This is a genomic window from Kluyvera genomosp. 2, from assembly GCF_036759865.1.
Taxonomy (GTDB): Bacteria; Pseudomonadota; Gammaproteobacteria; order Enterobacterales; family Enterobacteriaceae; genus Kluyvera; species Kluyvera ascorbata_B.
On the sequence record NZ_JAPKIA010000007.1, the window covers coordinates 71039 to 97917 of the forward strand.

The following is a 26879-nucleotide window of genomic DNA, read 5'->3' on the forward strand; positions in this document are numbered from 1 at the left end:
ACAAATGTTGTCCAAAAGTTAAAGTGGCTATTATGCGTAAGGATACTGTAGGGAAGTGACGATGGATTGAAAGAGTATGTAAAGCCCGAAGCCTGCACGTACGCTGGCCCCGGGCGGCAGGATCAGAAGGACATTTTCACCGTAAACTGCACTTCACGCGGGTCGCCAATCTGGTTACCCAGGTTATTGCTGGCAATTGACGAGGTGTAGTAGGTCTTGTTAAACAGGTTCTTAACGTTAACCTGCAAGGTGACCGGATATTGCAGCTTCATTTTGTACGCGGCGAAAACGTCCGCGACGGCATAACCCGGTAAGTAGTAGTCCGCGCCGTTGGTGCCGGAACGGCGGCTCAGAGCGTGACCACCGCCGCCTACGGTTAAGGTATTGCTGTCGTAGACGTTGTGAATGTCATAGGTCAGGAATAGCGAACCGGTGTGGCGCGGCACGTTCGGCAGCGGCTTACCCGCATAGTCCGGATCTTCCAGAACCTTCGCGTCGGTGTAGCCATAGCTGCCGATAATATTCAGGTTGTCGGTCAATGAACCGGCAACGTCAACTTCAATCCCCCGTGAGCGGACTTTCCCGGCGGTTTTCGCGTAGGTTTCATCGCCGATGGTTTCGGTATACAGCACGTTGCGTTTGTGGATATCAAAGAAGGTCACGTTCGACGTTACACCGTCGAAGAGGTCGAACTTGGCGCCGACTTCGTAGGAGGTTGCTTCTTCCGGCGGCAGATCGCCAATGTAGCTGGCAATAGAGGACTGCGGCATAAACGACTGCGCGACGTTACCGAATAGCGAGACCTGCGGCGACAGTTTGTACACCAGGCCGAATTTCGGCGTCAGTTTTTCATCCTGGCTGTCGGTATTTGCCTGGAACGGACGGCCTTTGCCCGCATACTGGGTGTAGTACTGGTAGCGCACGCCCGCGACCGCAATCCATTTATCCGTCAGATATAACGCGTCCTGTAAATAGGTGGCGTAGGTTTCCTGCTGAATACGCTGATCGCTGTCGGCAGCCGACACGGTGGTGCATTTATCCAGCGTACCGTACACCGGATTGTAGATATTAAGGCTCTTTTTAACATTCTTACAGCGGATCATATCCGTGCGCAGCAGGTCATAATTCTCATAGGCGATGCCGGTGAGCAGCTCATTATAGAAGCCACCGATCACCACGTTTCCTTGTAAATCTGCCCGCGTGGCATGCATGCGCTGGGTTGAACCCTGCGTGGCGTCGACGCGGCGGGTCAGGTCGCCGGTTTTGGCGTCATAGGCCATCACGCGCGCCTGGTTGTCGCTGTACATATCCTGGCTGAAGCTGTAGTCGAAACGCGCGGTCCATTGGCTATTGAGACGGTACTCCGCGTTCAACTGCGCGAGGTCAGAATTGCCGTCGGTAATGTTAAACGGTTCGTCGAAGCGTTCTTTACTCGGTACGTTAACCGCCTGACCGGTATTCAGGTCAAAAATTGTGCCGCGATCGAAAGGCGTATTGTAGTTCCGGTGGGACCACGACAGGTTAACCGTGGCGTCATCGCCAAACCAGGTCAGGGAAGGGGCAATAAAGCTGCTACGCGACTGACCAAAGCTGCGCCAGTAATCTTCATTCTGGTATTCACCAATCAGGCGATAGGCCAGCCGGGTACCGTCGATAGGCCCGGTGACGTCAATCTGTCCGGTACCGCCGCCGAAGCTGCTGGAGGTGGCGGAAATATCACCCGAAAAGGTACGTTCCGGGCGTTTGGTGACAACATTAATCAGCCCGCCGGGATCGAGTATGCCATACAGCGTCGAGGCGGGTCCTTTCAACACTTCAACACGCGACGTCGCGGCATTAAAACTGCGCGGCAATACGGTACGTAGACCGTTGGTCATAATCGAACCGTCGCGGTTTGCGCCAAAGCCGCGACGGGTGAAGGCATCCTGGGTGCCGCCGAGGGTATTGGTTTGCACAACGTTGGCGACGTTATACAGCGCTTCATCGAGTGAAGTGGCATGCTGATCGGCCAGTACCCGATCGCTGACGGTATTCACCACCTGCGGAATATCGAGCATAGGCATTGAGGTCAACGTGGCCGTCGAGCTGCTGAGCGGCTGGTAGCCGTCCGTCACGTCCCGATCTGCCTGCGCGGTCGCGCCGACCACCGTCATGGATTCTTCTTTTTTTGCCGCGTCACCCTGCGGCTGTGCTTCCGCCGCCATCAGCGAAGGGGACGCGACCGCCCCCAGAAAAAGCAGTGAAAAAAGTGCGCGCCCGGTAGTTCCCGTGAACGTCGGGGATAACTGTGTCATCTCTCTGTTTCCCATAAAAAATCTGCCGATGGACGGCAGACAAATTGTATAAAAATCATTGCCCTGAATCGCAAAATCTATCCGTTCACAAGCGTTATAAACGTTCCGGATGTGTAATGAGAATCATTCAAACATGACGAAATGTAGTAGTAAATGCATGGAGGAATAAATTTATAAGGCACAGGTAACGCAGGCTTTCAGGGGCGAGAGTAACGAGGTGGTCTGTTTTAACTATTTGAATATTTATATTTTTATTGTTCATGATGTGTCTGGCGGAACGCGGCGGCGCTCGAAAACCTTATGAAGCAAAGTGGTAATGTAGCGAGCTTGACTACTACATTACGTCATTGCATGATCAAAAGAGAATGAGATTTATTTAAAGTGCGAAACGATATCACGTCGTTGCGGCCGGAGAGAACGAAATATGCCTCAGCGGCAAGATACCCCGCAGGAAAGCGGGATTGTGCTGGAATCCCTGTGCGCAGGATACGGTAATCAGCGAATTGTCGATAACATCAGCCTGACGCTGCCCGTCGGTAAAATGACGGTGCTGGCAGGGGCTAACGGGTCGGGTAAGTCCACCTTACTGAATACGATTGCGCGCATGCTCAAGCCGCTGGGCGGCTGTGTACGTCTTGATGGTCGCGATATTCATCAGCAACCGACAAAGCAGGTCGCACGCCAGTTGGGGCTGCTGCCGCAGTCGCCGCTGACCCCGGAAGGTTTGACGGTATTTGAACTGGTGTCGCGTGGCCGCTATCCCTGGCAGGGGCTGATTCGTCAGTGGTCAGAGCAGGACGAGCTGGCGGTGGAAGAGGCGCTTCGGCTGACCGGGACGCTGGAATATGCGCATCTGGCGGTAGACAGTCTTTCCGGCGGCCAGCGTCAGCGCTGCTGGATTGCTATGGCCCTGGCGCAGCAAACCCCTACCATTTTACTGGATGAGCCAACCACCTGGCTCGATCTGCGCTACCAGGTGGAGATCCTTGAACTCCTTCAGCAACTGACCCGCGAACATGGGCGCACGGTCATTACCGTACTGCACGATCTCAATTTTGCCGTTAACTATGCCGATACGCTGGTGTTTATGAAGCAGGGGCGTATTGCGGGCGTGATTGATGAGCAGCAAACGTGCACGCCGACGCTGATCAAACAGGTGTTCGACGTTGACGTGCAGATGTTGCATAACCCGCAGACCGGCAAACCGTTGTTTATGCCGTTTTGCGCGCGTTCGGCGTTGTCCTGATGTCGGAGCAAAGCATGCTGGCGCGACCGCGTTCTTTCCGTCCGTTCTCGGCATTGATGCTGCTTGGTGCGCTGTTGTGCGCGGCGGCGATTATCCATCTTGGCCTTGGCGCGCGGATGATTGCGCCGCGCGTCGTGGTGGAGGCCTTATTCCACTACGATCCGCGTAATTTTGACCATCGCATTATTGTCAGCCTGCGATTAACCCGACTGCTGGCGGCGCTGCTCACCGGCGCGTCGCTTGGCGCGGCGGGTCTGTTGCTACAAACCGTTATTCGCAATCCTTTAGGTGAGCCGCATATCCTCGGCCTGAACGCCGGTGCCACGCTGGCGGTGGTGGCCTGCTCGGCGGCAGGGGTGTCGTTTAGCGACTGGGGTATCAGCCGCCCGCTGGCAGCAGCGGGCGGGGCGGCGGCCCTGTTTGGTCTGGTCATGCTGCTGGCCTGCGCCGGACGCGCGGGGGCGACGGCCATGAAAATAACCCTCTGCGGCGTGGCGCTATCGGCGTTTGCTTCAGCGATAACGGCCTCTATTTTGATCCTGGATGAGCAGACGCTCCAGGCGATGCGCACCTGGCTCGCCGGTGATTTAGCCGGTATGAATTTTCCCTCGCTACAGCTGGCCTGCCTCCCGGCACTATTGGGTGTGCTGATGGCGGCGTGCCTGACGCCGCGGCTGAATATTCTGGCGTTGGGCGACCGCGTTGCCAGCGGGCTGGGCGTGTCGGTGGCGCGGACCCGGCTACTGGGCGTCGTGGCGATTGCGCTGCTGTGCGGCGCATCGGTGTCAATCGCCGGGCCGATCGGATTTATTGGGCTGGTTGTGCCACATGTGATTCGTCGCTGGGCCGGGCAGGATGTGCGCGTTGGGCTGTTGCTGGCGCTACCGACCGGCGCGCTGCTGCTGCTGCTGGCCGATATTCTTGCCCGCTGGCTGCTGGCCCCGCAGGAGCTCGCCACGGGGGTGATGACCGCATTGATCGGGGCTCCGGTGTTTATCGCTATTGCCGTGAGGTATTTCAAATGACGCGCGCGGTGACCAAAGCGGGCTTCCGCCCGTTGACGCTAGGCCCCTGGCGGGTTTTGTTACGCCCAAGGCTATTAAAAATTAGCGCACTGCTGGCGGTGATGATTGCGCTGTTGTTGCTCTATGGGGTAACGCGCGGTTCGTTACCGATCCCTACCAGCGACATAGGGCGAGCGTTGTTTTATCCCCAGTCGCTTAACGCTCAGCAGCTTTATATCGTGCGGGATATCCGCCTGCCGCGCCTGCTGATGGCGATTTTCTGCGGCGGTATGCTGGGGCTGGCCGGCGCTGCGATGCAGTCGATGACCCGTAACGGTCTGGCCGACCCTGGGCTTATCGGCGTGAAAGAAGGCACCAGCGTTGTGGTGCTGACGCTGATCCTCGTTTTCCCGTCGCTAAGCCTGGCCTGGCGGCCGTTGGTGGGGATGGTCGGTGGTGTCCTGGTGGCGCTGCTGGTGATTGTGCTGGCGCGGGATCTTTCACGGCCGCGCTTTATTTTGATTGGTATTGGCGTGTCATGGGCGCTGTCGGCGGCGATGGGGCTGTTTGTCACCACCGCAGATATACGTGATGTCCAGACGGCGATGACCTGGCTTGCCGGCAGCCTGCACGCCGCGACCTGGCCGCTGCTTGCTGTGGCCGTCGCGTGGGCGTTGCCTGCGGTCGTGATTCTGTATCTGACTGCGCGGGCTGCAGATGTGGCGATGCTGGGCAATTCGGTTGCCAGCAGTCTGGGCGTGCGCCTTTCGCGCCTGACCCTGCTGCGCTTTTTCGCGCCGGTGCTGCTGACGGCGGCGAGCGTATCCTGCGTCGGTAGCCTGGGATTTGTCGGACTGATGGCGCCGCATATGGCGCGCTTCTTACTGCGCGGGGGGCAGGTTGCGCTGCTTTCCGGCAGTGCGCTGATTGGCGCACTGCTGGTGTTGCTCACCGATACCCTTGGGCGCCTGGCGTTTGCGCCGCTGCAAATTCCGGCGGGGATCATTATTTCCCTGATCGGCTGTCCGTTCTTTATTTTACTGCTGTGGCGTCGCCGCGACGCTTTGTGAGGATCCATGACCATTCGAGGGTTATTGCCCATTTTGTGGCTGATAAGCGCCGTTGCTGGCGCGCAAACGCAGGCATTTACTGACGATCTGGGGCGGGTGGTGCAGGTGCCTGAGCACCCGAAACGCATTGTATCGATGCACGATCTCGATATTACCATTCCGCTGATTGAACTCGGCGTGCCGCCGGTTGCCAGCCACGGGCGTACGCGGCCGGACGGTAGCCATTATCTGCGCGCCAGCGCCGAACTCACCGGCGTGGATTTTGAGAATAGCGACATCGCGTTCATTGGCACCGCTGATATCGATCTTGAGGCCGTGGCGGCGGCAAAGCCTGACCTGATTATTACCGAGCCTAACCGCAATGTGCCGATAGAGCAGTTGGCAAAAATTGCCCCCACGGTCAGTATTGACCATTTATTGGGCAGTGCGCCGCGAATCTACAGCAAACTGGCGCAGCTTACCGGCACTCAGGCGCGGCTGGCGGTGCTTGACCACCGCTATCAGACGCAGATTGCGCAGCTCAAGCAGACCGTGGATACGCAAAATATCAGCGTATCGGTCATTCAAGCCAATAATGGCAAAGTGACCGTACATCATTCATACCACTCACTGGGCCGCGTCCTGCGCGATGCCGGCTTTCGTTTCCCGCCGTTGATCGAACGCATTCCCGACGGACAGCGAATCGACGTTAGCGCTGAACAACTGCCGGATCTGGACGCGGATTTTGTCTTTGCCACCTGGCGCTCCGACACCGGCGGTAAACCGCAGGATGAGCTCAATGAGATGGAAAAAGTGATGCCGGGCTGGTGCGATTTTATGCGCGCCTGCCGTACCGGGCACTATGTCCTGCTGCCGCGCGATGAAGTTATCTCCAACTCGTATGCGGCGTTGAGCCTGCTGGTGGCGCAGGTGCAGTCCCAGATTGCCGGAAGACCGCTTGCCTCGGAGGGCAAATGAGCCAGAGCGTGCAGCGTAAGGAAAAAAAACGAGTAGATTTGTTCGGCGAGCGCCTGCGCAACCGGGCGGCACAGCTGTCGCCACGGCTATTAGCCGTGGCGCACTGGATTGACGATAACCGCGAAGCGGTGCTTGACCACACGGCAATGGAGATTGCAGCGGCGACGCAAACCTCAGATGCGACGGTGGTGCGCGCCATTCAGGCGCTAGGCTTCGCCGGGCTACGTGACCTTAAGCAAACGATGCAGCACTGGTTTGGCCCGACCATCACGTCATCAGAAAAAATGGCCTCTACCGTGGCGACGCTAACCAGCGACGTCAGCGCCAGCATTGATTTTGTCCTGGAAGGACACCTGCGCGCCTGTGAAGTACTGGCCACACCGGATAACCGTGCGGCTATCGCTCGCGCCGTCGCGCTGCTGAGCGACGCCCGTCAGGTTGCGCTGTTTGGCATTGGGGCATCGGGTATTCTCACCGACTATACCGCGCGAATGTTCAACCGTATCGGCCTGCCGTCGTATGTCCTTAATCGCACCGGATTTAGCCTGGCTGAACAGTTAATTTCACTCCAGCGTGGCGATGTGCTGATTATGATGGGGCAAAAGTCTCCGCACCGTGAAGGGCTGACGACCCTGCGCGAGGCCGCACGTTTGGGTATTCCGACGATTTTGTTGACCCAGGCAACCGACTCGCGGTTTAGCGAAATGTCTCAGGTGGTCATCCATGTTCCACGTGGTGAAAACGGCCGTGTGCCGTTGCACGGGACGGTGATGGTGTGCCTGGAGATGCTGGTGCTGTCGGTCGCGTCGACGGCTTCGCAGCGCACGCTACGCTCCATGAAACGCATTAACGATCTTCACAAAGCCATCGGCAAATCCGGTGGGCGAAAAAGCGAATAGCGCAACCCTCGCTAATGCCAGACCTCAACGGCGGACACTATGATGGACTAACCGGTTGCATTATGACCGGAAAATCATCAGGCTACAAAAAACGACCGAGCATGTGAGGAGAGAGAAATGAAGGCACTGCCCGCGGTAGCGGTTCTGGGATTGGGCGCAATGGGGCACGCATTTGCGGCCAATCTGCTAAAAAAAGGCTTCACGGTATACGGCTGGAACCGCACGCCAGGCCGTGGCGAGGACCTCGAGCACGCGGGGTTACAGCTGTGTAATGACCCCGCGCTGGCGGTCGCCGATGCGCAGGTAGTTATCGCCATGCTGACCGACGGCGATGCGACGCAGTCGCTGATCCGCGCCGTAGCCCCGTCCTGCCAGCAGGGGGCGACTTTCTGCCAGATGGGGACTATCGGGATTCAGGAAACCGCGAATGCGGTCGCGCAGCTTCACGCGCTGCGCCCGGATATGCTCTATCTCGATGCGCCGGTATCCGGTACTAAAGCCCCGGCTGAAAATGCGCAGATCCTGGTGATGGCCAGCGGCGATCGCACCCGCGCCGAGGCGGCGCAGCAGGTGTTTGACGCGATTTCTCGCGGGACACAGTGGTACGGTGAGGTGGGAAACAGCCAGAAAATGAAGCTGGTGATCAACGCCTGGCTGATTGCCATGATGCAGGGCGTGGCGGAAAGCATGCAGCTGGCAAAACAGTTTGGCTTCACGGCGGACAAGCTTTGGGAAACGCTGGAAGGCGGCCCGCTGGCAGCACCGTACGTGAAAGGGAAGCTGGCGATGATCCGCGAGAACGACTATACCCCGCAGATGCAGCTACAGCATGCGCTGAAGGATGCGCGTCTGGCGCTGGCAAACGCGCCGCAAGGCACGATGCCGATGATGAGCGATATTGCCACACTGTGGGAGAACGCAGCGCAGGGCGGGCTGGCCGAGCAGGATCTGGCGGCGGTGTACGCGTGGCTTGATAACGCGCGTCAAATCTAACGTGCGGGGAGGGGGCAATGGAGTGGCTACGTCAGCGTATTGAGCAGCAGGTACTGGGCCTGACGGGGATGGCGTTGAAAGAAATAGACTTCGAGCATCCTATCGGCGATCCGGGACTGTTTGGCCCGCAGTCGGCCATCTGGCCGGTGCACGGCGATTTTACCTCCATGCTGTGCGGTGGCATCAGCGCGTTGCTGCTGCAAATGCTGCACCCCTTGGCGCTGGCAGGCGTCTGGGATCATTCGTCATTTCGTGACGATATTTTCGGTCGCCTGCGGCGTACCAGCCAGTTCATTTCCGCAACTACGTTTGCGACCGAGCCAGACGCCGAGCGATTGATTGCCAAAGTCAACGCGATTCACGCGCGAATTAACGGCGTAGATAACGATGGTACGCCGTATGCGGCTAACGACCCGGACTTACTGACCTGGGTGCACGTTGCGGAATGCCGTTCGTTTATGGCCTCGCACCTGCGCTATCGGCGTACGGTGGTGAGTCCTGCGCAACAGGCCCAGTATTTTATTGAATCGGCCAGCATCGCCGAGCGGCTGGGCGCGCGAAACGTGCCGAAGACGCCGGACGCGGTGGCGGACTATCTGGCGCAAATGCGCCCACAGCTGCGCTGCGACGAACGGACGCGTGAGGTGGCGAGGGTGCTCATAACGACGCGACTGCCCGGCCGGTTGGCGCAGCCCGCCGGGGTGATTTTCATCAAGGCAGGAATCGATCTGCTGCCCGGCTGGGCGCAAGACATGCTGGATTTACGGCTGAGCCCGATCGAACGGCGTGCGGTACGCGGCGGTGTGCGTTTGATTGCCGCCATCCTGCGGCGTTCGGTTCGCAATGGTGCCTACCACTGCGCGATGCGACGAATGCAGCGAGAGGGATAATAAAAAACCGGCACGGGGTGCCGGTTTTTTATTAGATTTTGCAGGCGTCGCCGCAGTCGTCATCGGCGATGATCGCCTGCGCTTTCTTATCCGCATCGTCCAGACGCTCCGCATTACGTTCCTGCGCTTCGTCTAATCCATCAAAAACCAGATTGTCGAGATCAATTTCCATTCGTCATGTACTCACTCTGTTCTACACTTGTCACAGTATATTGCAAAAATGTTGATTGATGTACCCACTCAGACAGCCGCCGACCGTCTATTCAGCACGAACCGTCTCTTTTGCCGAACTCTTGGTCAAAATGTGACGTAGCGCGACTGGAATGCGCACGCATTGTTCAAAGTGATATCGATAACAGGCGAATACTGGAAACAGGAAAGCATATAACCTTAAAAAATGAACCAGTTCGGAGGGATATGCAATGCAGAAACAGGACCCACAGGCATTAACCAATTTTGATTTTTTGGCCCGCAGCTTTGCTCATATGCACGCGTTGGGCCATCCCATCGACATCAGCGCCGTAACGGGCAACATGAACGCGCAGCAGAAAGCCTGGTTTTGTGCAAGGTATGAACATTACCGAAAGCAGGCTGAGAGGGCCCGTACGCGGGCGCTGGAAGTGTGTTAATCATTAGCGGGCCGAATGGCCCGTTTTTATTGGTATCTGAGGGCCTGGGCTTGATGTTATGCGCTGTTCGTTTTTCACCCTCCTGCCGTCCCGCATGATTGATGAAATTTATTCATAGGCCAGTTCTGATTTACCCCGCTAATCGCCATCGTTGTCGCTCGCTATAATTCTCGCATCCACACATTCAGACGGGGCGACGGCTCCGTTTCGGAGACCATAACATGCACACCTTACTGAACGCTCGCCAGCAGGCGCTAATCCCGATTGCAGCATTTACCGCCTGCGGCGCGATGGACAAACTCGATCAGGCGCTAAATGCAGGGCTTGATGCAGGCTTAACGATTAATGAAATTAAAGACGTGCTGGTTCAGCTCTACGCCTATTGCGGTTTTCCACGCAGCCTGAATGCATTGGGCTGTTTTATGTCGGTTGTGGACGCGCGCAAACGGCAGGGGAAGGTGGACGACGAGGGCAAAAGCGCCACGCTGCCGCCGGAGGGCTGGAACAGCCTTGTTGCGGGAACGGATAATCAGACCCGGCTGGTCGGGCAGCCGGTTAGCGGGCCGCTGTTCGACTTTGCACCCGCAATAGACGTTTATCTGAAGGCGCATCTGTTTGGCGATATCTTCCAGCGCGATGTGCTGGACTGGCCTACTCGCGAACTGGCGACTATCGCGGCGCTGGCGGCCATTCAAGGGGCGGAAAGTCAGCTGAAAAGTCACTACGCCATCAGCCGTCATAATGGCATTACGGTGGAGCAACTGCGGACGTTTATCGCGGTACTGGCAGAAAAATGTTTGCCCGCCATGGCTGAAAACGCGCGTGCGGTGCTTGAACAATTTCTTAATCAACAGGAGCAGTGATGAACACACCGTTTGATGGTAATAGCGCCTTCCCGCGCGGTGAAAAAAATGAAGCCTACGCGCAATATTTCACCGGAACCAGCTACCTGACCATGCTGTCCCGTGAGGGAGTGACGATTGGCAACGTAGCGTTTGAACCCGGCTGTCGTAACTTCTGGCACATTCATCATCAGGGTGGGCAGATTTTGCTGGTGACCGGTGGGCGGGGCTGGTATCAGGCGTGGGGTGAAGCGGCACGTGAGCTGAAGGCGGGCGATGTGGTGAATATTCCTGCCGGTACCAAACACTGGCACGGCGCGGCGCACGATAGTTGGTTTGCCCATATCGCGGTTGAAGTCTCGGCGCCGGGAGCCTCAAATGAGTGGCTTGAAGCGGTGAGTGACGACGAATACGCAAAGCTGCCCTAGGCTTGCATGGAGCTGAATGGTCATGATACATGACTCAGGTCACCTTTTTACCGCGAATGATGGCTATCCCCTATAAATCAGAGGGCTATAATCTGACGTGACGTTTAATTTGAGGAAATATCATGTCTAAACAGCTTCGACTGCTTAAAAAAATCCTGCTTGCCGGTACCGTTATGCTGGCCTCTACCGCGACCTGGGCCGCTGAGCATTGGATTGATGTACGCACGCCAGAACAGTATCAGGAAACGCATGTTCAGGGCGCGGTGAATATTCCGCTTAAGCAGCTGGCGGCGCGAATTGGCGAAGTGACGCAGGACAAAAACGATACGCTGTACCTGTACTGTAATACCGGCAACCAGTCGGGTAAAGCAGAAACGCTGCTGCAAAAAATGGGCTACAAGAACGCCATCAATGAGGGTGGCCTGAAAGACGTTGAGAAAAAACAAACGCTGGTGAAGTAATCGCCGTTCGCTGGCCGAGGGTTGGCGAAAATGAGACTCCGTTGCTAGCCTGAATAATTCAGGTCCCCGGGTGGTTTCCGCGTGAAGCCGCTCGGGGTAGTCATTAATGCACGAAGGATCTCACATGAGCGAAGTCAAGATTGTTGCCACTCTCACCCCCCGTCCGGAATATATCGACACCATCAGACAAGCCGCGCAGGCCATGGTACCGCTGACGCACCAGGAGGCGGGGTGCCTGCAGTACGATCTTCATGAAAGTAAGGCCATTCCCGACGTGCGTGAGCTGGCGAACGAGGGCAGGGTATCGTTCGTGTTTATCGAGCGCTGGAAATCAGAGGATGATCTGAAAAAGCACGTCGCAATGCCGTACCATGATGATTTTCTGGCAACGCTGGATGGAAAGCTGGACGGCATCAGCGTACAGCGCTTAACCAAGCTGCCGTGATGATGTGATACATAAGAGAAGAGAGAGGCGCCATATCGAGAGGATATGGTGCGTTCGATTGGACTCGAACCAACGACCCCCACCATGTCAAGGTGGTGCTCTAACCAACTGAGCTACGAACGCGTTATGGTGCGTTTAATTGGACTCGAACCAACGACCCCCACCATGTCAAGGTGGTGCTCTAACCAACTGAGCTATAAACGCATAATGGTGCGTTCGATTGGACTCGAACCAACGACCCCCACCATGTCAAGGTGGTGCTCTAACCAACTGAGCTACGAACGCATTGTTGCTTGCGGCAACGGGGACGAATATTAGCGGCAGCGCCGGGCTGTGGCAAGTGGAAAATGTGTGATTTCACGCGACTGGAGAACTTTTGCCCATCTCTGACGCATTTTTCTTCGCTTTACAAAATACGTTGATCTCGCTGGCTTTTATTCCCCCCACTTTTGACGCTTTTTATCACTCCTGCCGCTGCCGGCCATTTTTGTCATCGATGGTTGAAAATGGAAATGTAATGTTATAACGTTTTGCACCCTATCAATATCACAGAAGGAAGAGGCGAGTGAAGCATCTGGGAAAAATGGCGCTAGCGATGGGCGCGCTGCTGATGAGCGGGCAAACATGGGCCCATGGACATCACGATCACGGCAAGCCGTTGTCGGAAAAAGAGCAGAAGGCAGCAGAAGGCATTTTTGACGTCAGCGACGTGAAGGATCGCCCGCTTGAGGACTGGGACGGCGTGTGGGAGTCGGTGAATGCGCTGCTGCTGTCCGGCGAGCTCGATCCGGTTTTCCGCCAGAAAGCGCAAAAAGACCACAGCAAAACGTTCGCGCAGATTAAAGAGTATTACCGTAAAGGTTACGCGACGGACGTGAACATGATTGGCATTGAAAACGGCGTCATGGAGTTTCACGTAGGTGACAAGGTCAGCGCCTGCCAGTACCGCTATGCCGGGCACAAGGTGTTAACCTACGCGTCAGGCAAAAAAGGGGTGCGCTATTTGTTTGAGTGTCAGGATGCCAAAAGCGCTGCGCCGAAATACGTGCAGTTCAGCGATCACACGATCGCGCCGCGTAAATCCGCACATTTCCATATCTTTATGGGCAACCAGTCGCAGGAAGCGCTGCTGGCTGAGATGGATAACTGGCCGACGTACTATCCGTACCAGCTCACCAGCAAGCAGGTTGTAGAAGAGATGCTGCACCACTAAGGTACGGCCCGCGCCGCGTGGGTTCACGGCGGCGCGGGCGGGGCAATTAGCGTGCCGCGCGTTGTAAAATAACCGCCGCAGGCTGACGCTGAAGGAAACGCATTCTGAGCATCATCATGATTGCGGCCGAGGTCAGACCAATAATGAAGCCCCACCAGAAACCCGCCGGACCCATGCGCTCAACCACCAGATCGGTCAGCGCGAGCACATAGCCGCACGGCAGGCCCAGCACCCAGTAGGCAATAAAGGTGATAAAGAAGATGGAGCGAGTATCTTTATAACCGCGCAAAATTCCGCTGCCAATCACCTGAATGGAGTCGGAGATTTGATACAGCGCTGCCAGCAGCATCAGCTGTGCCGCCAGCGTCACCACTTCCGGGTTATCGTTATAGAGCAGGGCGATATGGGTCCGCATCAGCGTCGTGAATACTGCCGTACAGACGGCCATGCATACGCCGACGCCCAGGCCGGTGCGGGCAGAAACCTGTGCGTCGGGCGTTGAACCCTGGCCCAGACGGAAGCCTACGCGAATCGTCACCGCTGCCGCCAGCGACATCGGCAGAACGAACATCAGCGAGCTGAAGTTGAGCGCAATCTGATGGCCAGCGACATCCACGATCCCCAGCGGAGAGACCAGCAGTGCGACAACCGCGAACAGCGTCACTTCGAAGAACAGCGCCAGCGCAATCGGCAGCCCCAGCGTGGTCAGCCGCTTCAGAATGGTGAGGTCCGGGCCGCTAAAACGCGCGTGGTGACGAATATCTCGCATCGAGCCTGCGTGGCGGACGTAGTACAGCATGCTGAAGAACATCACCCAATAAACCGAGGCGGTTGCCACACCGCAGCCAACGCCGCCGAGTTCCGGCATCCCAAAATGCCCGTAAATAAAGATATAGTTCACCGGAATGTTCACCAGCAGGCCGATAAAGCCCATGACCATGCCGGGCTTGGTTTTCGCCAGCCCTTCACACTGGTTACGTGCTACCTGGAAGCAGAGATAGCCCGGCGCGCCCCACAGCAGCGCACGCAGATAACCAACGGCTTTGTCGGCCAGCGCCTGGTCAATGTTATGCATGGCGCGGATAATATGGCCCGCATTCCACAGGACAACCATGATCAGCAGAGAGACAAAACCGGCCAGCCAGAACCCCTGGCGAACCTGAAGCGCGACGCGGTCGCGTCGGCCGGAGCCGTTAAGCTGGGCGATAACCGGCGTCAGCGCCAGCAGGAGGCCGTGGCCGAAAAGAATGGCGGGTAGCCAGATAGACGTGCCGATCGCCACGGCGGCCATATCGGTGGCGCTGTAACCGCCGGCCATCACCGTATCAACGAACCCCATGGCCGTTTGTGCTACCTGCGCAAGGATAACCGGGATAGCCAGAGCTAATAACTGACGCGCTTCGCTAAAGTACTTCTGCACGTGAACACCTGTATTGTTGTTATTTATTCTCGCCGTACGCCGTGTACGGGAGACAGATAAGCCGCCTTAACCGGCAGCAAGAAGAATAAATAGAGGAATTGCTCCGATATTGTAGCGGGGATTTGCTATTAATCTAGTCAAAAAAAGGGGGGAGCGGCGCGGAAGGTGGCAACCTGTTTTATCAACTGCTATTGTGCGTAGCAGATGAACCGGTAGCGATGCCGGCACGATGATTAATAGGAGTTGACGATATGTTCACGGGTATTGTGCAGGGCACGGCAAAAATCGTGTCTATTGATGAGAAACCGAACTTCCGCACCCACGTAGTAGCGCTGCCAGAATCTATGCTGGCCGGGTTGGAAACCGGGGCTTCGGTTGCACACAACGGCTGTTGCTTAACGGTCACGGAAATCAACGGCGACCAGATTAGCTTCGATCTGATGAAAGAGACGCTGCGTATTACCAACCTTGGCGATGTGAAGGTTGGTGACGTCGTTAACGTTGAGCGCGCGGCGAAGTTCAGCGACGAAATTGGCGGCCATTTGATGTCGGGTCATATTATGACCACTGCGGAAGTGGCTAAAATTCTGACGTCTGAAAACAACAAACAGATTTGGTTTAAAATCCAGGACCCGTCGCTGATGAAATATATCCTCTACAAAGGATTTATCGGCATCGACGGTATTAGCCTGACGGTAGGTGAAGTCACGGCGACGCGTTTTTGCGTGCACCTGATTCCAGAGACGCTGGAGCGCACGACGCTGGGTAAAAAACGTCTGGGTGACCGCGTGAATATCGAGATCGATCCGCAAACGCAGGCGGTAGTGGATACCGTTGAACGCGTGATGGCCGCGAAAGAGGCTGCCGCGCAGGCGGTAGCAGAATAACGGAAAACGCCTGCGCCGGGTGGCGCAGGCGTCAATGCCGGATTACCGCGCGACGCGCAGACCTTGTTCAACCCCACGGGAGAACATAACCTGCCACAGCTGAATATCACGCGCACGGAAGGCTCCCGCACAGGCGTTAAGATAGTAGCTGAACATGCGTTTGAATCGTTCAGAATAGTTGTCGGCGATTTCCGGCCAGCTGGCGAGGAAACGGCTATGCCAGGCCATGAGCGTGGTATCGTAGTCGGCACCAAAGTTGTGCCAGTCTTCCATCACGAAGTGTGGTTCGCTGGCGACGGCAATCTGGCGCACGGACGGTAAACAGCCATTCGGAAAGATGTATTTGTTGATCCACGGATCGACATTGTTGTCGGTTCTTTTCGAACCAATGGTGTGCAGTAAAAACAACCCATCGGGCTTGAGATTGCGGTCAACGACGGAGAAATAGGTGTCGTAGTTTTTTGGCCCAACGTGCTCAAACATGCCGACGGACACGATGCGGTCGAACTGATCGTTTAAGTCGCGGTAGTCCTGGAGCAAAATCTCAACGTCCAGCCCTTCACAACGCGCCTGCGCCATCTTCTGCTGTTCAGCGGAAATGGTGACGCCCTTGACGGTCACGCCGTAGTTTTTCGCCATATAGGCTGCCAGGCCACCCCATCCGCAGCCGATATCCAGCACGCGCATTCCCGGCGCCAGCTGCAGCTTCTGGCAGATAAGCTCAAGCTTGGCCTGCTGGGCTTGCTCGAGGTTTTCAGCCTCTTTCCAGTAGCCGCAGGAGTATTGCATGAAAGGGTCGAGCATGCGGCTAAAGAGATCGTTGCCGAGGTCGTAGTGCTCTTTGCCCACCTGCCAGGCGCGTCTGCGGCTCTGGAGGTTAAACAAACGCGCACCGGCCACGCGCAGCGTATCTTTGAAATGATGGGGGAGTTGGTTTTCAAGTCCGGCGCGCAGTACCTTGTCGAAGAAGATATCCAGACGATCGCATTCCCACCAACCGTCCATATAGCTTTCGCCAAGACCCAGCGAACCTTCCTGTAAAACTCGTTTAAAAAGACGCGGATTTTTAACCTGAATATCGCAGGAGGCATTGCCGTTAATTTCAATGCCTGCTCGGTTTAGCAGCTCGCTAACGATACGATACCAGTCGTCATCCGGTACGCTTACTTCTTCTATACACGATGAGCTCATAGCTTCTCCATCCCGACCTGATGATCAGAACCTTAAAACAGCGTAGACGCTTTTTTCTGGTTTGTGAGAAATGTCACGAAAAATTCGTGAGCCTGCTATCCGACGTAGCACAGAGGAAGGGAAGAACCCCTTGCCGAAAGCCAATCCGTGGTTTAAGGGGAAGCCGTCCTGCTTCCGCATAATAAGTTCAATGTATACTAATTATGTGATGCCGATCCAGTATAGGACGCTAAGTGCCTTGATTCAACAAAAAAACTTAGCGCCCTAATCATTTATGGAGGTATTGATGCGAGGAATATTCAGACGTGGGACGCAGCGGCGTCAGCCTGGCGTTCGGCGCGACGGGCGGCGCGCTGCATGCCGTAACCGATACCGGCCAGCACTACGGTTACCAGCATCACGCTGGTAGTGGTAAGCAGCGGAGTCGCAATCAGTGTCGATACCGCCAGGCTGGCCAGGAAGCACAGACCGAGCTGAAGCGTATTTTGCAACGCCGCCGCGCGACCGGTGGCCTGTGGGAACGGCTTCAGCGCCTGTGCCACGACGATCGGATAGATAGCGCCGTTAGCGGTGGCCATCACGCAGAACGGAATCAGCAGTGCGGTCAGCGACACACCCTGGGCCAGGCCGACGGCCCAGGTTCCCACGACGCTCAGTGCGAACCCGACCAGCAGCCATGGCAGCAGCTGTGAACCCTGCCATTTTTGCAGTGCGGCGCGACAACCGTAGCCACCAATCAGGAACGCGATTGTCTGCGGCACATAGCTCAGGCCAATGACGGTCGGGCTATAGCCCATTTCGTGCAGGATAAACGGCGAGCCGGTCAACCAGGCAAAGAAGCTGGCGGAGCAGGCGGCGTAGATAAGTACGTTACCGCGATAGTCTTTACTGCGCAGCAGGCGCATAAACGTCAGCTTTTCTCCGTTGACGGCGTGCTTTTTGTGCGCGGGCTTGAGACGAAAAGCCGGCAGCATCAGCACCAGCGTGATAATAAACAGCGTCGCAAAGATGGCCTGCCAGTCAAAGTGGACCAGGAGCCAGCTGCCAAGCAGCGGTGCCAGCGCGGGTGACAGCCCGACGAGCGGCATGATGGTTGCGAAAATGCGGTTAGTACGCTGGGCCGGATAGTAGTCGGTGACCATTGCCTGCCAGGTAACGGCTGCGGCGCATACACCGACCGCCTGCACAAAGCGCAGCACCAGCAGGGTAGTGCCGTCACGGACCCACAGCATCCCCAGACAGCCCACGGCGAAAATGGTTAAGCCCGCCAGCAGAATGGGTTTGCGGCCATAGCGGTCAGACAGCGGCCCCCACAGCAGCTGCGCGACGGCGAAGCCGGCCAGGAACAAACTCAGGCTGGCGCTGACCGCCGAGGCCGGCGTTTGCAGGTCTTGCTGAATGGCAGCAAAAGCAGGCAGGTACATGTCGGTGGCCAGAAAACCCAGCACGCTCAGCCCCGCGAGCCAGACTAAAAATCCTTTCCCAGGTTGCATAAATTGCCCTTTATTATCTGATATTAACCTTGCCGCCGAGTGTAGAGAGTGCATTCAGGGTTGTGAAACGCTAATATTTGAGTCATGGATTCAAATTTTTTGCAGGCAGAAAATGTGGTCTGAATATTCTCTTGAAGTCGTTGATGCGGTAGCGCGTAACGGTAGCTTTAGCGCCGCCGCGCAGGAACTGCATCGTGTGCCTTCTGCGGTAAGCTATACGGTACGACAGCTGGAAGAGTGGCTGGCTGTACCGCTGTTTGAACGCCGTCATCGCGACGTGGAATTAACGCCTGCCGGGGCATGGTTCCTGAAAGAAGGGCGGTCTGTTATCAAAAAAATGCAGATCACCCGCCAGCAGTGCCAGCAGATTGCCAACGGCTGGCGTGGCCAGTTGGCGATTGCCGTTGATAATATTGTTAAGCCACAGCGTACGCGCCAGCTGATCGTCGATTTTTACCGTCACTTTAGCGACGTTGAGCTGATTGTTTACCAGGAAGTCTTTAACGGCGTATGGGATGCGCTGGCGGACGGCCGCGTCGAGCTGGCGATTGGCGCCACGCAGGCGATTCCGGTCGGGGGGCGCTTTGCTTTTAGGGATATGGGAATGCTCAACTGGCACTGCGTGGTGTCCAGCGCACATCCGCTGGCGCGTCTGGATGGGCCGCTCAGCGATGATGTGCTGCGCAACTGGCCGTCACTGGTGCGCGAGGATACTTCGCGTTCGCTGCCTAAGCGTACGACCTGGCTGCTGGATAACCAAAAACGCGTGGTGGTGCCGGATTGGGCGTCGTCAGAAACCTGTATTTCCGCCGGCTTATGTGCGGCGATGGTGCCGGGGCATCTGGCTCAGCCATGGCTGGAGAGCGGAGAGTGGGTCGCACTGACGCTGGAGAACCCGTTCCCGGATGCCGCCTGTTGCCTCACGTGGCAGCAAAGTGAAGCGTCACCGGCATTAAGCTGGCTGCTGGAGTACCTGGGGGATAGTGAGACGCTGAACGAGGAGTGGCTGCGAACGCCCGTATAGGGCGCTCGCAGAACGCGATTAACGGCGGTAGTCGCGATACGGACCGTCGGCCACAGAACGACGCTCAATCAGGCGCGGGTGCACCTCAATTGACTGTGACTCTTCGCGCTTGCTGACAATGCGATCCATCAGCATGTTAAAGGCCGTTTCGCCAAGCGAGTCCTTCGGCTGATGGATAGTGGTCAGCGCGGGGGTGAAGAAACGTGAGTTACGCACGTTATCATACCCGATCAGCGAAATATCCTGCGGCACGCGCAGCCCCATTTCATCGGCGGCACACAGTGCGCCCATGGCCATAATATCGCCGCCGCAGAAGATGGCGGTTGGGCGCGGGTGCTGGGACAGAATCTGCTGCATCGCCCGGTAGCCGGATTCTGGTTCAAAGTCGCCCTGAACAATCCAGTTTGCCGGTACGTTAATCTGCGCTTCTTCCATCGCTTTCATAAAGCCTGCCAGACGGCCTGCGCCGGTATTGCGCTCCAGCGGGCCCGGGATCACGCCGATATCGCGATGGCCGCGTTCGATCAGATAGCGGCCCGCCATATAACCGCCTTCGAAGGCGTTATCGATAACCGAGTCGGTAAAATCGGCTTTGGCTTCGCCCCAGTCCATCACCACCATTGGAATGTGACGATACTCTTCCAGCATGGAGAGCAGTGACTCCGGGTATTCTGAGCACATGACCAGCAGACCGTCGACGCGCTTTTGCGCCATCATTGACAGGTACGCGCGCTGCTTCTCAAGATTGTTCCACGCGTTGCCGAGGATCAGGGTATACCCTTTCTGGAAGCAGTTTTTCTCTACGGCCTCAATAATTTCGGCAAAATAGGCTGCTTCACTGCTGGTGGCCAGCAAACCAATGGATTTGGTGTGGTTGACCTTCAGGCTGCGGGCAACGGCGCTCGGCGAGTAGTGCAGTTCTTTAATCGCCGCCCAGACCGCTTCACGCGTCTCTTCGGCGACAAAACGCGTTTTGTTAATTACATGTGATACGGTTGTAGTGGAAACGTTTGCGCGCTTCGCTACATCTTTAATTGTTGCCATTCCATCTCACTCCAGACCCTGGCCTGCCCCTGAAAAAATCGAAAGGAAAACGTTTGCCTTCACACACCCTGACGCAATTTTGTGAATTGCGATTCGCCGGGAAAACGATACAGGACGACAGGAGGGGGTCAATGGCCGGTACGCTTATAAATAAGCGTCGAATTTTGACGTATCCCGACGCAAAGTGGAAGAGCAAAAAACAACATCCTGCTAAATCTGTGAAGATTTTTACGATTATCTGTGCAAAAATGAGTAAGCTCAGTTTCACTGTGGCAATAAAAAGGAGAAAAATTGATGAGTACCGAACTTAAGCTGTCGCTCACCACTACCATTATTACGCTTGCGCTCATTGTTGCCGCTGCACTGACCGCCGTATTGCATTAATTCCTCCGGTGAGGGAGTTCGCTCCCTCCCGTCAATTGTTATCAAATTAGCAATAATCTTTTGCTGTTTTGTACACTTCTGATTTTCTGTGATTGATGTCATGCTTTTGCCCTATGTTGTCATGCCGCCAGCTGTGCGCGGCCAACCGGAGTTTTTGCATGAAAGTCAATTATCCCCTGCTTGCCCTGGCGATTGGCGCCTTTGGCATAGGGACCACCGAATTCTCGCCCATGGGGCTGCTGCCGGTCATTGCGAAGGGCGTTGACGTCTCTATTCCCGCCGCGGGAATGTTGATCAGCGCCTACGCCGTGGGCGTGATGGTCGGGGCCCCGCTGATGACGCTGCTGTTGTCTCATCGCGCGCGGCGCAATGCGCTGATTTTCCTGATGGCGATTTTTACCCTTGGTAACGTGCTGTCGGCTATCTCGCCTGACTACACCACGCTGATGCTGTCGCGCATTATTACCAGCCTCAACCACGGCGCGTTCTTTGGTCTGGGGTCGGTGGTTGCCGCGAGCGTTGTGCCAAAGCATAAGCAGGCGAGCGCGGTAGCGACCATGTTTATGGGCCTGACGATTGCCAATATCGGCGGCGTTCCGGCGGCGACCTGGCTGGGTGAAACCATTGGCTGGCGCATGTCGTTCCTGGCGACTGCTGGCCTTGGGATTGTCGCCATGGCGGGGCTGTGGCTGTCGCTGCCGAAGGGTGGGGCAGGGGAAAAACCGGACGTTAAGCGTGAGCTGGCGGTACTGGTGCGCCCACAGGTACTTTCTGCCTTACTGACCACCGTGCTCGGCGCTGGTGCGATGTTTACGCTTTATACCTACATTTCGCCGGTATTGCGGACCCTGACGCACGCCACGCCGGGATTTATTACGTTGATGCTGGTATTGATTGGCGTTGGCTTCTCTATTGGCAACTTCCTTGGCGGCAAATTTGCTGACCGCTCGGTTAGCGGTACGCTCAAAGGTTTCTTGCTGCTGCTGATGGCCATTATGCTGGCCATTCCCTGGCTGGCGCAGAGCCAGGTGGGGGCGGCGTTTAGCATGGTGGTGTGGGGCGCGGCAACGTTTGCCGTGGTGCCGCCGCTACAGATGCGCGTGATGCGGGTAGCACACGAAGCGCCGGGGCTTTCGTCGTCGGTGAATATTGGCGCGTTTAACCTCGGTAATGCGCTGGGGGCCGTGGCCGGCGGTGCGGTTATATCGGGCGGGCTGGGCTACAGCTTTGTACCGGTGATGGGGGCGATCGTTGCTGCGCTGGCGCTGGCGGTCGTGTTCTTCAGCGGCCGTCGCCGTGGTGCGCAGGCGCTGGTCAGCGAGTAAAAAAAAACGCAGAAGGCAAGCCTTCTGCGCGATGGCATATCACCCGGCGAAGCATGACAACGCCGGGTTTTTTGTGCTTACGCAGCCAGATTTTCAGCCACGAACGCCCAGTTCACCAGAGCCCAGAAGTGCTCCAGGTAGTTAGGGCGGGCGTTGCGGTAGTCAATATAGTAAGCATGTTCCCACACGTCGACGGTCAACAGCGGCTTCGCGTCGGTGGTCAGCGGGGTGCCGGCGTTAGACGTGGATACGATGGCCAGAGAACCGTCAGCTTTCTTCACAAGCCAGGTCCAGCCTGCGCCGAAGTTTTTCACTGCGGCATCGGTAAACTGGGCTTTGAAGTCGGCGAAGCTGCCGAAGGATTTGTTAATCGCTTCTGCAACGGCACCGGTCGGTTCGCCGCCGGCGTTCGGCGCCAGGCAGTTCCAGTAGAAGGTGTGGTTCCAGACCTGAGCCGCGTTATTGAACACGCCGCCTTCAGAGGTGCGTACGATCTCTTCGAGCGTTTTACCCTCAAAGGCGGTGCCTTTGATCAGGTTGTTCAGGTTGGTGACGTAAGTCTGGTGGTGTTTACCATAATGATACTCAAGCGTTTCCACAGAAATATGCGGAACCAGGGCGTCTTTGGCATACGGTAATGCAGGTAATTCGAACGACATTGCTACTCTCCTTTTATTATTTTTACTCTCAATAACCTTGTATTGAGTGGGGATAGAGTAGCAAATTAAAAGGTGAGATAAAAGATAAGCTTACCCCGTTTATTAACAAACGGGGTAAGTAATTAACGAATCGTCTTCGGGGTGACCACGCGACGGGCGCCGACATAGTGGCGTACCCAGTAGTCTTCGCTCAGCGAGGTAATGCGGATGTCCTGACCGGTGCGAGGCGACTGGATAAATTTACCGTTACCAACATACACGCCGACGTGATCGGCAGTGCCGCGACCCTGGGTCCGGAAGAAGACTAAATCACCGCTTTCCAGCTCGCTGCGGTCAACCGGGCGGGCATCGCGCAGGTGGTACATTTCGTTAGCGGTACGCGGAATACGGATATTCACCAGATCTTTATAAGCATAGTAAACCAGACCGCTGCAATCGAAACCGGTACGCGGCGAGTTGCCGCCCCAGCGGTAGGGTTTACCCAACTGGCCCATCAGTTTGTTCATGGCGGTTTTTTGCGCTTTCTGCACGCGAACTTTATGCGCCTGGGCGATGGTGGTGGGCTGACTTTCTACTTTGCTGGTGGTACAGGTTTTTTTATGCCCTTTGCGGGTCGTCTTGCAGGTTGTCACGACGCTGGCGGTTTTTACCGCGCTGGCTTTGCGGGTTTTGCTGGCGACCGTTTTACGTGAAGGGGTAGCGGCCTTTTTCGCTTTGCTGACCGCGGGTGCGGTTTTGTTCTTCGCGACGGTGCTGGTTTTTTTCTTGCTGGTTGATTTGCTGACCGTATTCTTTTTCTTGCGTTCACTGCCCTTAACGGGTAGTGATTTTTGCGCCGTCGGTGTTTTGGCATGCCCTGTTGCATGCGCCAACGGCGTGAACGATAACGATGTAAACAACAATGCACAGAGCGTGATCGACCATTTTTTTATCTGCGCCACTGAACAACCCTCTGAGTATGCAGGCTAAATATCCTTGCCTGGGTATGGTTTACAAAACCCAACGATTCTAATCCATAAAAACACGAAATGTTAATAGTGTTTTTCATCCCAAAACGCTGTTTCGTTAGCAAGTGCAAAAAAAAACATCATTTGATACAGCTTGAGCTAAAAAATGAGCAGGTTTTTCATCCAGCTGCCGATAAACACATATTTATAAGGCAACTTCAATGCGCAGAGGATAAAATAATAAGGCGTGAATAAAATGTTATTTTCTGTTCAGGCCGCAAAACGTTACAATGGTGGACTACTGCCGTAAAAAGAAGTTTGAGGAAGCAAGACAATGAGCGAAACAATTGAAAAAATTCAGCGCCAGATCGCTGAGAACCCGATCCTGCTGTACATGAAAGGCTCCCCGAAGCTGCCTAGCTGCGGTTTCTCTGCGCAGGCCGTTCAGGCACTGTCTGCCTGCGGCGAACGCTTTGCTTATGTTGATATCCTGCAGAATCCGGACATCCGTGCCGAACTGCCAAAATATGCAAACTGGCCGACCTTCCCGCAGCTGTGGGTTGACGGCGAGCTGGTTGGCGGCTGCGATATCATCATTGAAATGTATCAGCGTGGCGAACTGCAGCCGCTGATCAAAGAAACCGCGGCGAAGTATAAAGCGGAAGAGCCAAAAGCGGAATAAATCTTCAATCCCGATGGCGCGTTGCGCGGCATCGGGGAGTGCTATGCAGAAATAAAAAAGCGACCGTCAGGTCGCTTTTTTTTGCGTTATTCCGCAACGACGGGCAGCGGCCAGCCGCCCAGACGTTTCCAGCGGTTGACGATCTCGCAGAACAGAATGGCGGTCTGCTCGGTATCGTACAGGGCAGAGTGGGCCTGGCTGCTGTCGAAATTCATACCTGCCGCAGCGCAGGCTTTCGATAAAACCGTCTGTCCCAACGCCAGCCCGCTCAGCGCGGCGGTGTCGAAGGTCACGAATGGATGGAAAGGGTTGCGTTTCAGCGATGCACGCTCGGCGGCAGCCATCATAAAGCTATGATCGAACGTCGCGTTGTGGGCCACCATAATCGCGCGGTTACAGTCGCTATCTTTAATACCCTTGCGTACCATTTTGAAGATGGCGTGCAACGCATCGTATTCGCTGACCGCGCCACGCAGCGGGTTATTCGGATCGATCCCGTTAAACGCCAGCGCCTCCGGCTCGAGGTTCGCTCCCTCAAACGGTTCAACGTGGAAATGTAACGTGTTGTCCGGCATCAGCCAGCCTTGCTCATCCATTTTCAACGTAATTGCCGCTATTTCGAGCAGGGCATCCGTTTTGGCATTGAATCCGGCGGTTTCAACATCAATCACCACTGGATAAAACCCACGAAAACGGTCGCATAGACCATTAAGTTGCGCATTGTCGGACATCAGAATCTCTTAACTCAGAAAAAGTAGCGCGCATTATGGCAAATTTTGCCGCGGCTTGGAAAGGCAGGGGGAAAAAACGGGTGCTAAAAGCACCCGCAGAAAATCAGTTGCCGAGACCTTTGCCGGCATCTTTTTCTTCGATCAGTTCGATTTTGTAACCGTCCGGATCTTCAACAAACGCAATCACCGTGGTGCCGCCTTTTACCGGGCCGGCTTCACGAGTGACGTTGCCGCCGTTCTGACGAATACGGTCGCAGGCTTCGGCAGCGTTATCAACGCTCAGCGCGATATGACCGTATGCGTTGCCCAGGTCGTATTTGTCTACGCCCCAGTTATAGGTCAGCTCGATCACCGCTTCATCACGTTCGTCACCGTAGCCCACAAAGGCCAGCGAGTATTTGTACTCGGTGTTTTCGCTGGTGCGCAGCAGCTTCATGCCCAGCACCTTGGTGTAAAAATCAATGGAGCGTTGCAGGTCGCCGACGCGCAGCATGGTATGCAGTAAACGCATGATATCCCTCGTCCTTACTTATGAATAATCTGACTAGTATAGCGGCGGAAGGCCGCCGCTATCAATGCAGGATCACAGGGTTGGGTAATCGGTGTAGCCTTCCGCGTCGCCGCCGTAGAAGCTTTCCGGGCGTTGTGGGTTCAGCTCGGCTTTGTGCTGCAGGCGAGCGACCAGATCCGGGTTGGCAATATAAGCGCGGCCAAAAGCAACGGCGTCAATCAGCCCTTTTTCAATCAGCTCCTCGGCTTTTTCTGGCGTATAGGCACCCGCACCAATGATGGGGCCATGGAAACGTGCGCGTACTTTCTCACGGAAGGCATCGCTATACGGCTCGCCACCCGCCCAGTCAGGTTCGGACATATGCAGATAGGCAATACCGCGTTTACCCAGTTCTTCTATCAGATACAGCGCATCGGCTTCTTCGTTCGGACCGTTGTCGACGTTCTGGAAGCTACCAATCGGCGACACGCGAATACCGATGCGGTCGGCACCCCATTCTTTAATCCCGGCATCCACCACTTCCAGCACCAGACGCGCGCGGTTTTCAACGCTGCCGCCATACTGATCGGTACGGTGGTTAGAAGACGGAGAAAGGAACTGGTGCAGCAGGTAGCCATGAGCAGAATGCAGCTCAACCAGGTCGAATCCGGCTTCACGAGCGTTGGCAATCGCCTGGCGGAAATCGTTCACGATCCCCGGAATTTCAGCGGTTTCCAGCGCGCGTGGCATAGAGGTATCGACGCGAATCGCGTGACCATTTTCATCACGCAGCGAAGTGCGGGTACCGGCGCTCAGCGCGGAAGGGGCAACAGGCGCTTCACCGTTTGGCTGCAGGCTGTTGTGTGAAATACGCCCGGTGTGCCACAGCTGTACGGCGATACGGCCGTTTTCAGCGTGCACGCCGGCGGTGATTTTCTGCCACGCGGCAATCTGCTCTGGGCTGTGCAGACCCGGCGCGCCCTGGTAGCCTTTGGCCTGGGCGGAAACCTGAGTGGCTTCAGAGATAATCAAGCCTGCGCTGGCGCGCTGGCGATAGTACTCGGCCATCAGCGGAGTGGGAATGTCGCCTGGCACGATGCTACGCAGGCGCGTCAGCGGGGCCATAAACACGCGGTTTGGGACGGTAACCGCACCCACTTTCAGTGGGGTAAACAGTTTTTCTTGTGACATGGTGACTCCTAAGTAGACCGGTCGTCTAGCAATTTACGAA

Annotated in this window: 28 protein-coding genes, 3 tRNA genes and 1 pseudogene; 18 read left to right on the forward strand and 14 right to left on the reverse strand. The window is 56.1% G+C overall.

Annotated elements, in window-relative coordinates:
* Positions 1 to 122: 122 nt before the first annotated feature.
* Positions 123 to 2204, reverse strand: a complete 2082-nt coding sequence (locus V6942_RS09095; RefSeq protein ID WP_227673974.1) for a TonB-dependent siderophore receptor — start codon at positions 2202 to 2204, stop codon at positions 123 to 125.
* Between the two features lie 514 nt (positions 2205 to 2718).
* Between V6942_RS09095 and V6942_RS09100 the strand changes: the two genes are divergently transcribed.
* The 7 genes and pseudogenes from V6942_RS09100 (at position 2719) to V6942_RS09130 (ending at position 9353) form a co-directional block, all read left to right on the forward strand.
* Complete coding sequence (locus tag V6942_RS09100; RefSeq protein WP_106926726.1) at positions 2719 to 3540, forward strand: ABC transporter ATP-binding protein; 822 nt, start codon at positions 2719 to 2721, stop codon at positions 3538 to 3540.
* Positions 3540 to 4565: a FecCD family ABC transporter permease gene (locus V6942_RS09105; RefSeq protein WP_106926728.1), complete on the forward strand. Its 1026-nt coding sequence runs from the start codon at positions 3540 to 3542 to the stop codon at positions 4563 to 4565. The genes V6942_RS09100 and V6942_RS09105 overlap by 1 nt, the downstream gene beginning before the upstream one ends.
* Positions 4562 to 5614: a FecCD family ABC transporter permease gene (locus V6942_RS09110; protein WP_182967685.1), complete on the forward strand. Its 1053-nt coding sequence runs from the start codon at positions 4562 to 4564 to the stop codon at positions 5612 to 5614. Before V6942_RS09105 ends, V6942_RS09110 begins: the two co-directional genes overlap by 4 nt.
* A 6-nt stretch (positions 5615 to 5620) precedes the next feature.
* Entirely contained in the window at positions 5621 to 6571 is a 951-nt protein-coding gene (locus V6942_RS09115) for an ABC transporter substrate-binding protein (protein WP_333501136.1), read from the forward strand.
* Positions 6537 to 7470 (forward strand): annotated as a pseudogene (locus V6942_RS09120) (MurR/RpiR family transcriptional regulator). Before V6942_RS09115 ends, V6942_RS09120 begins: the two are co-directional and overlap by 35 nt.
* Before the next feature lie 117 nt (positions 7471 to 7587).
* Complete coding sequence (locus V6942_RS09125) at positions 7588 to 8463, forward strand: NAD(P)-dependent oxidoreductase (RefSeq protein ID WP_182967687.1); 876 nt, start codon at positions 7588 to 7590, stop codon at positions 8461 to 8463.
* A gap of 17 nt (positions 8464 to 8480) precedes the next feature.
* On the forward strand, positions 8481 to 9353 hold the full coding sequence (locus tag V6942_RS09130) for an oxygenase MpaB family protein (RefSeq protein ID WP_333501137.1): 873 nt from the start codon (positions 8481 to 8483) through the stop codon (positions 9351 to 9353).
* Positions 9354 to 9384: 31 nt separating this feature from the next.
* Here the strand turns inward: V6942_RS09130 and V6942_RS09135 are convergent, their stop codons facing one another.
* Entirely contained in the window at positions 9385 to 9525 is a 141-nt protein-coding gene (locus tag V6942_RS09135; RefSeq protein ID WP_106926738.1) for a hypothetical protein, read from the reverse strand.
* 250 nt (positions 9526 to 9775) lie between these two features.
* Here V6942_RS09135 and V6942_RS09140 point away from each other — a divergent pair, with 250 nt between their 5' ends.
* The 5 genes from V6942_RS09140 to V6942_RS09160 all read left to right on the forward strand — a co-directional run bounded on the left by V6942_RS09140 (position 9776) and on the right by V6942_RS09160 (position 12158).
* Entirely contained in the window at positions 9776 to 9982 is a 207-nt protein-coding gene (locus V6942_RS09140) for a glycogen synthesis protein GlgS (RefSeq protein ID WP_106926740.1), read from the forward strand.
* Between the two features lie 221 nt (positions 9983 to 10203).
* Positions 10204 to 10845 carry a carboxymuconolactone decarboxylase family protein gene (locus tag V6942_RS09145; protein WP_106926742.1) on the forward strand — a complete coding sequence of 214 codons (642 nt, stop codon included), beginning with the start codon at positions 10204 to 10206 and terminating at the stop codon, positions 10843 to 10845.
* Positions 10845 to 11252, forward strand: a complete 408-nt coding sequence (locus V6942_RS09150; RefSeq protein WP_333501138.1) for a cupin domain-containing protein — start codon at positions 10845 to 10847, stop codon at positions 11250 to 11252. The genes V6942_RS09145 and V6942_RS09150 overlap by 1 nt, the downstream gene beginning before the upstream one ends.
* Before the next feature lie 140 nt (positions 11253 to 11392).
* Entirely contained in the window at positions 11393 to 11713 is a 321-nt protein-coding gene (pspE, locus tag V6942_RS09155) for a thiosulfate sulfurtransferase PspE (RefSeq protein ID WP_420107847.1), read from the forward strand.
* A gap of 124 nt (positions 11714 to 11837) precedes the next feature.
* Positions 11838 to 12158: a putative quinol monooxygenase gene (locus V6942_RS09160; protein WP_106926748.1), complete on the forward strand. Its 321-nt coding sequence runs from the start codon at positions 11838 to 11840 to the stop codon at positions 12156 to 12158.
* A 46-nt stretch (positions 12159 to 12204) separates the two neighbouring features.
* Here V6942_RS09160 and V6942_RS09165 read toward each other — a convergent pair.
* From V6942_RS09165 to V6942_RS09175, 3 genes are all read right to left on the reverse strand, one after another.
* A tRNA-Val gene (locus V6942_RS09165) sits at positions 12205 to 12281 on the reverse strand.
* 4 nt (positions 12282 to 12285) lie between these two features.
* Positions 12286 to 12362 (reverse strand) — tRNA-Val (locus tag V6942_RS09170).
* Between the two features lie 4 nt (positions 12363 to 12366).
* A tRNA-Val gene (locus V6942_RS09175) sits at positions 12367 to 12443 on the reverse strand.
* 298 nt (positions 12444 to 12741) lie between these two features.
* Between V6942_RS09175 and zinT the strand changes: the two genes are divergently transcribed.
* Entirely contained in the window at positions 12742 to 13371 is a 630-nt protein-coding gene (zinT, locus tag V6942_RS09180) for a metal-binding protein ZinT (RefSeq protein WP_106927047.1), read from the forward strand.
* A gap of 46 nt (positions 13372 to 13417) precedes the next feature.
* On the opposite strand, the gene mdtK is transcribed toward zinT, so the two are convergent.
* Complete coding sequence (mdtK, locus tag V6942_RS09185) at positions 13418 to 14791, reverse strand: MdtK family multidrug efflux MATE transporter (RefSeq protein ID WP_333501140.1); 1374 nt, start codon at positions 14789 to 14791, stop codon at positions 13418 to 13420.
* Positions 14792 to 15042: 251 nt separating this feature from the next.
* On the opposite strand from mdtK, the gene V6942_RS09190 reads away from it, so the two are divergent.
* A complete protein-coding gene (locus tag V6942_RS09190; RefSeq protein ID WP_106926752.1) occupies positions 15043 to 15678 on the forward strand; it encodes a riboflavin synthase subunit alpha in 636 nt (211 codons plus the stop codon).
* Positions 15679 to 15720: 42 nt separating this feature from the next.
* Here V6942_RS09190 and cfa read toward each other — a convergent pair whose 3' ends face one another.
* Together cfa and punC are read right to left on the reverse strand one after the other, a co-directional pair.
* Positions 15721 to 16869 carry a cyclopropane fatty acyl phospholipid synthase gene (cfa, locus tag V6942_RS09195; protein ID WP_106926754.1) on the reverse strand — a complete coding sequence of 383 codons (1149 nt, stop codon included), beginning with the start codon at positions 16867 to 16869 and terminating at the stop codon, positions 15721 to 15723.
* A gap of 299 nt (positions 16870 to 17168) precedes the next feature.
* Positions 17169 to 18362, reverse strand: coding sequence for a purine nucleoside transporter PunC (gene punC / locus V6942_RS09200; protein WP_333501141.1), 1194 nt, complete (start codon positions 18360 to 18362; stop codon positions 17169 to 17171).
* 112 nt (positions 18363 to 18474) lie between these two features.
* Between punC and punR the strand changes: the two genes are divergently transcribed.
* Complete coding sequence (gene punR, locus V6942_RS09205) at positions 18475 to 19386, forward strand: DNA-binding transcriptional activator PunR (RefSeq protein ID WP_106926758.1); 912 nt, start codon at positions 18475 to 18477, stop codon at positions 19384 to 19386.
* A gap of 18 nt (positions 19387 to 19404) precedes the next feature.
* Here punR and purR read toward each other — a convergent pair whose 3' ends face one another.
* Positions 19405 to 20430 (reverse strand): HTH-type transcriptional repressor PurR, encoded by a 1026-nt coding sequence (gene purR, locus V6942_RS09210; RefSeq protein WP_064545731.1) that lies wholly within the window; start codon positions 20428 to 20430, stop codon positions 19405 to 19407.
* 294 nt (positions 20431 to 20724) lie between these two features.
* Here purR and V6942_RS09215 point away from each other — a divergent pair, with 294 nt between their 5' ends.
* The gene (locus V6942_RS09215) at positions 20725 to 20814 is read left to right on the forward strand and encodes a YnhF family membrane protein (protein ID WP_106926760.1); all 90 of its coding nucleotides are present in this window, start codon (positions 20725 to 20727) and stop codon (positions 20812 to 20814) included.
* A gap of 158 nt (positions 20815 to 20972) precedes the next feature.
* Positions 20973 to 22139: an MFS transporter gene (locus tag V6942_RS09220; protein WP_106926762.1), complete on the forward strand. Its 1167-nt coding sequence runs from the start codon at positions 20973 to 20975 to the stop codon at positions 22137 to 22139.
* 77 nt (positions 22140 to 22216) lie between these two features.
* Here the strand turns inward: V6942_RS09220 and sodB are convergent, their stop codons facing one another.
* Together sodB and V6942_RS09230 are read right to left on the reverse strand one after the other, a co-directional pair.
* Positions 22217 to 22798, reverse strand: coding sequence for a superoxide dismutase [Fe] (gene sodB / locus V6942_RS09225; RefSeq protein ID WP_106926764.1), 582 nt, complete (start codon positions 22796 to 22798; stop codon positions 22217 to 22219).
* Between the two features lie 122 nt (positions 22799 to 22920).
* Positions 22921 to 23739, reverse strand: a complete 819-nt coding sequence (locus tag V6942_RS09230; RefSeq protein ID WP_182930488.1) for a C40 family peptidase — start codon at positions 23737 to 23739, stop codon at positions 22921 to 22923.
* Between the two features lie 340 nt (positions 23740 to 24079).
* Here V6942_RS09230 and grxD point away from each other — a divergent pair, with 340 nt between their 5' ends.
* Positions 24080 to 24427: a monothiol glutaredoxin 4 gene (grxD, locus tag V6942_RS09235; protein WP_106926768.1), complete on the forward strand. Its 348-nt coding sequence runs from the start codon at positions 24080 to 24082 to the stop codon at positions 24425 to 24427.
* An 86-nt stretch (positions 24428 to 24513) separates the two neighbouring features.
* On the opposite strand, the gene rnt is transcribed toward grxD, so the two are convergent.
* From rnt to V6942_RS09250, 3 genes are all read right to left on the reverse strand, one after another.
* A complete protein-coding gene (rnt, locus tag V6942_RS09240; RefSeq protein ID WP_106926770.1) occupies positions 24514 to 25158 on the reverse strand; it encodes a ribonuclease T in 645 nt (214 codons plus the stop codon).
* A gap of 103 nt (positions 25159 to 25261) precedes the next feature.
* Positions 25262 to 25669 (reverse strand): lactoylglutathione lyase, encoded by a 408-nt coding sequence (gene gloA / locus V6942_RS09245; RefSeq protein ID WP_106926772.1) that lies wholly within the window; start codon positions 25667 to 25669, stop codon positions 25262 to 25264.
* A gap of 72 nt (positions 25670 to 25741) precedes the next feature.
* Positions 25742 to 26839, reverse strand: a complete 1098-nt coding sequence (locus V6942_RS09250) for an alkene reductase (RefSeq protein WP_106926774.1) — start codon at positions 26837 to 26839, stop codon at positions 25742 to 25744.
* Positions 26840 to 26879: the final 40 nt, after the last annotated feature.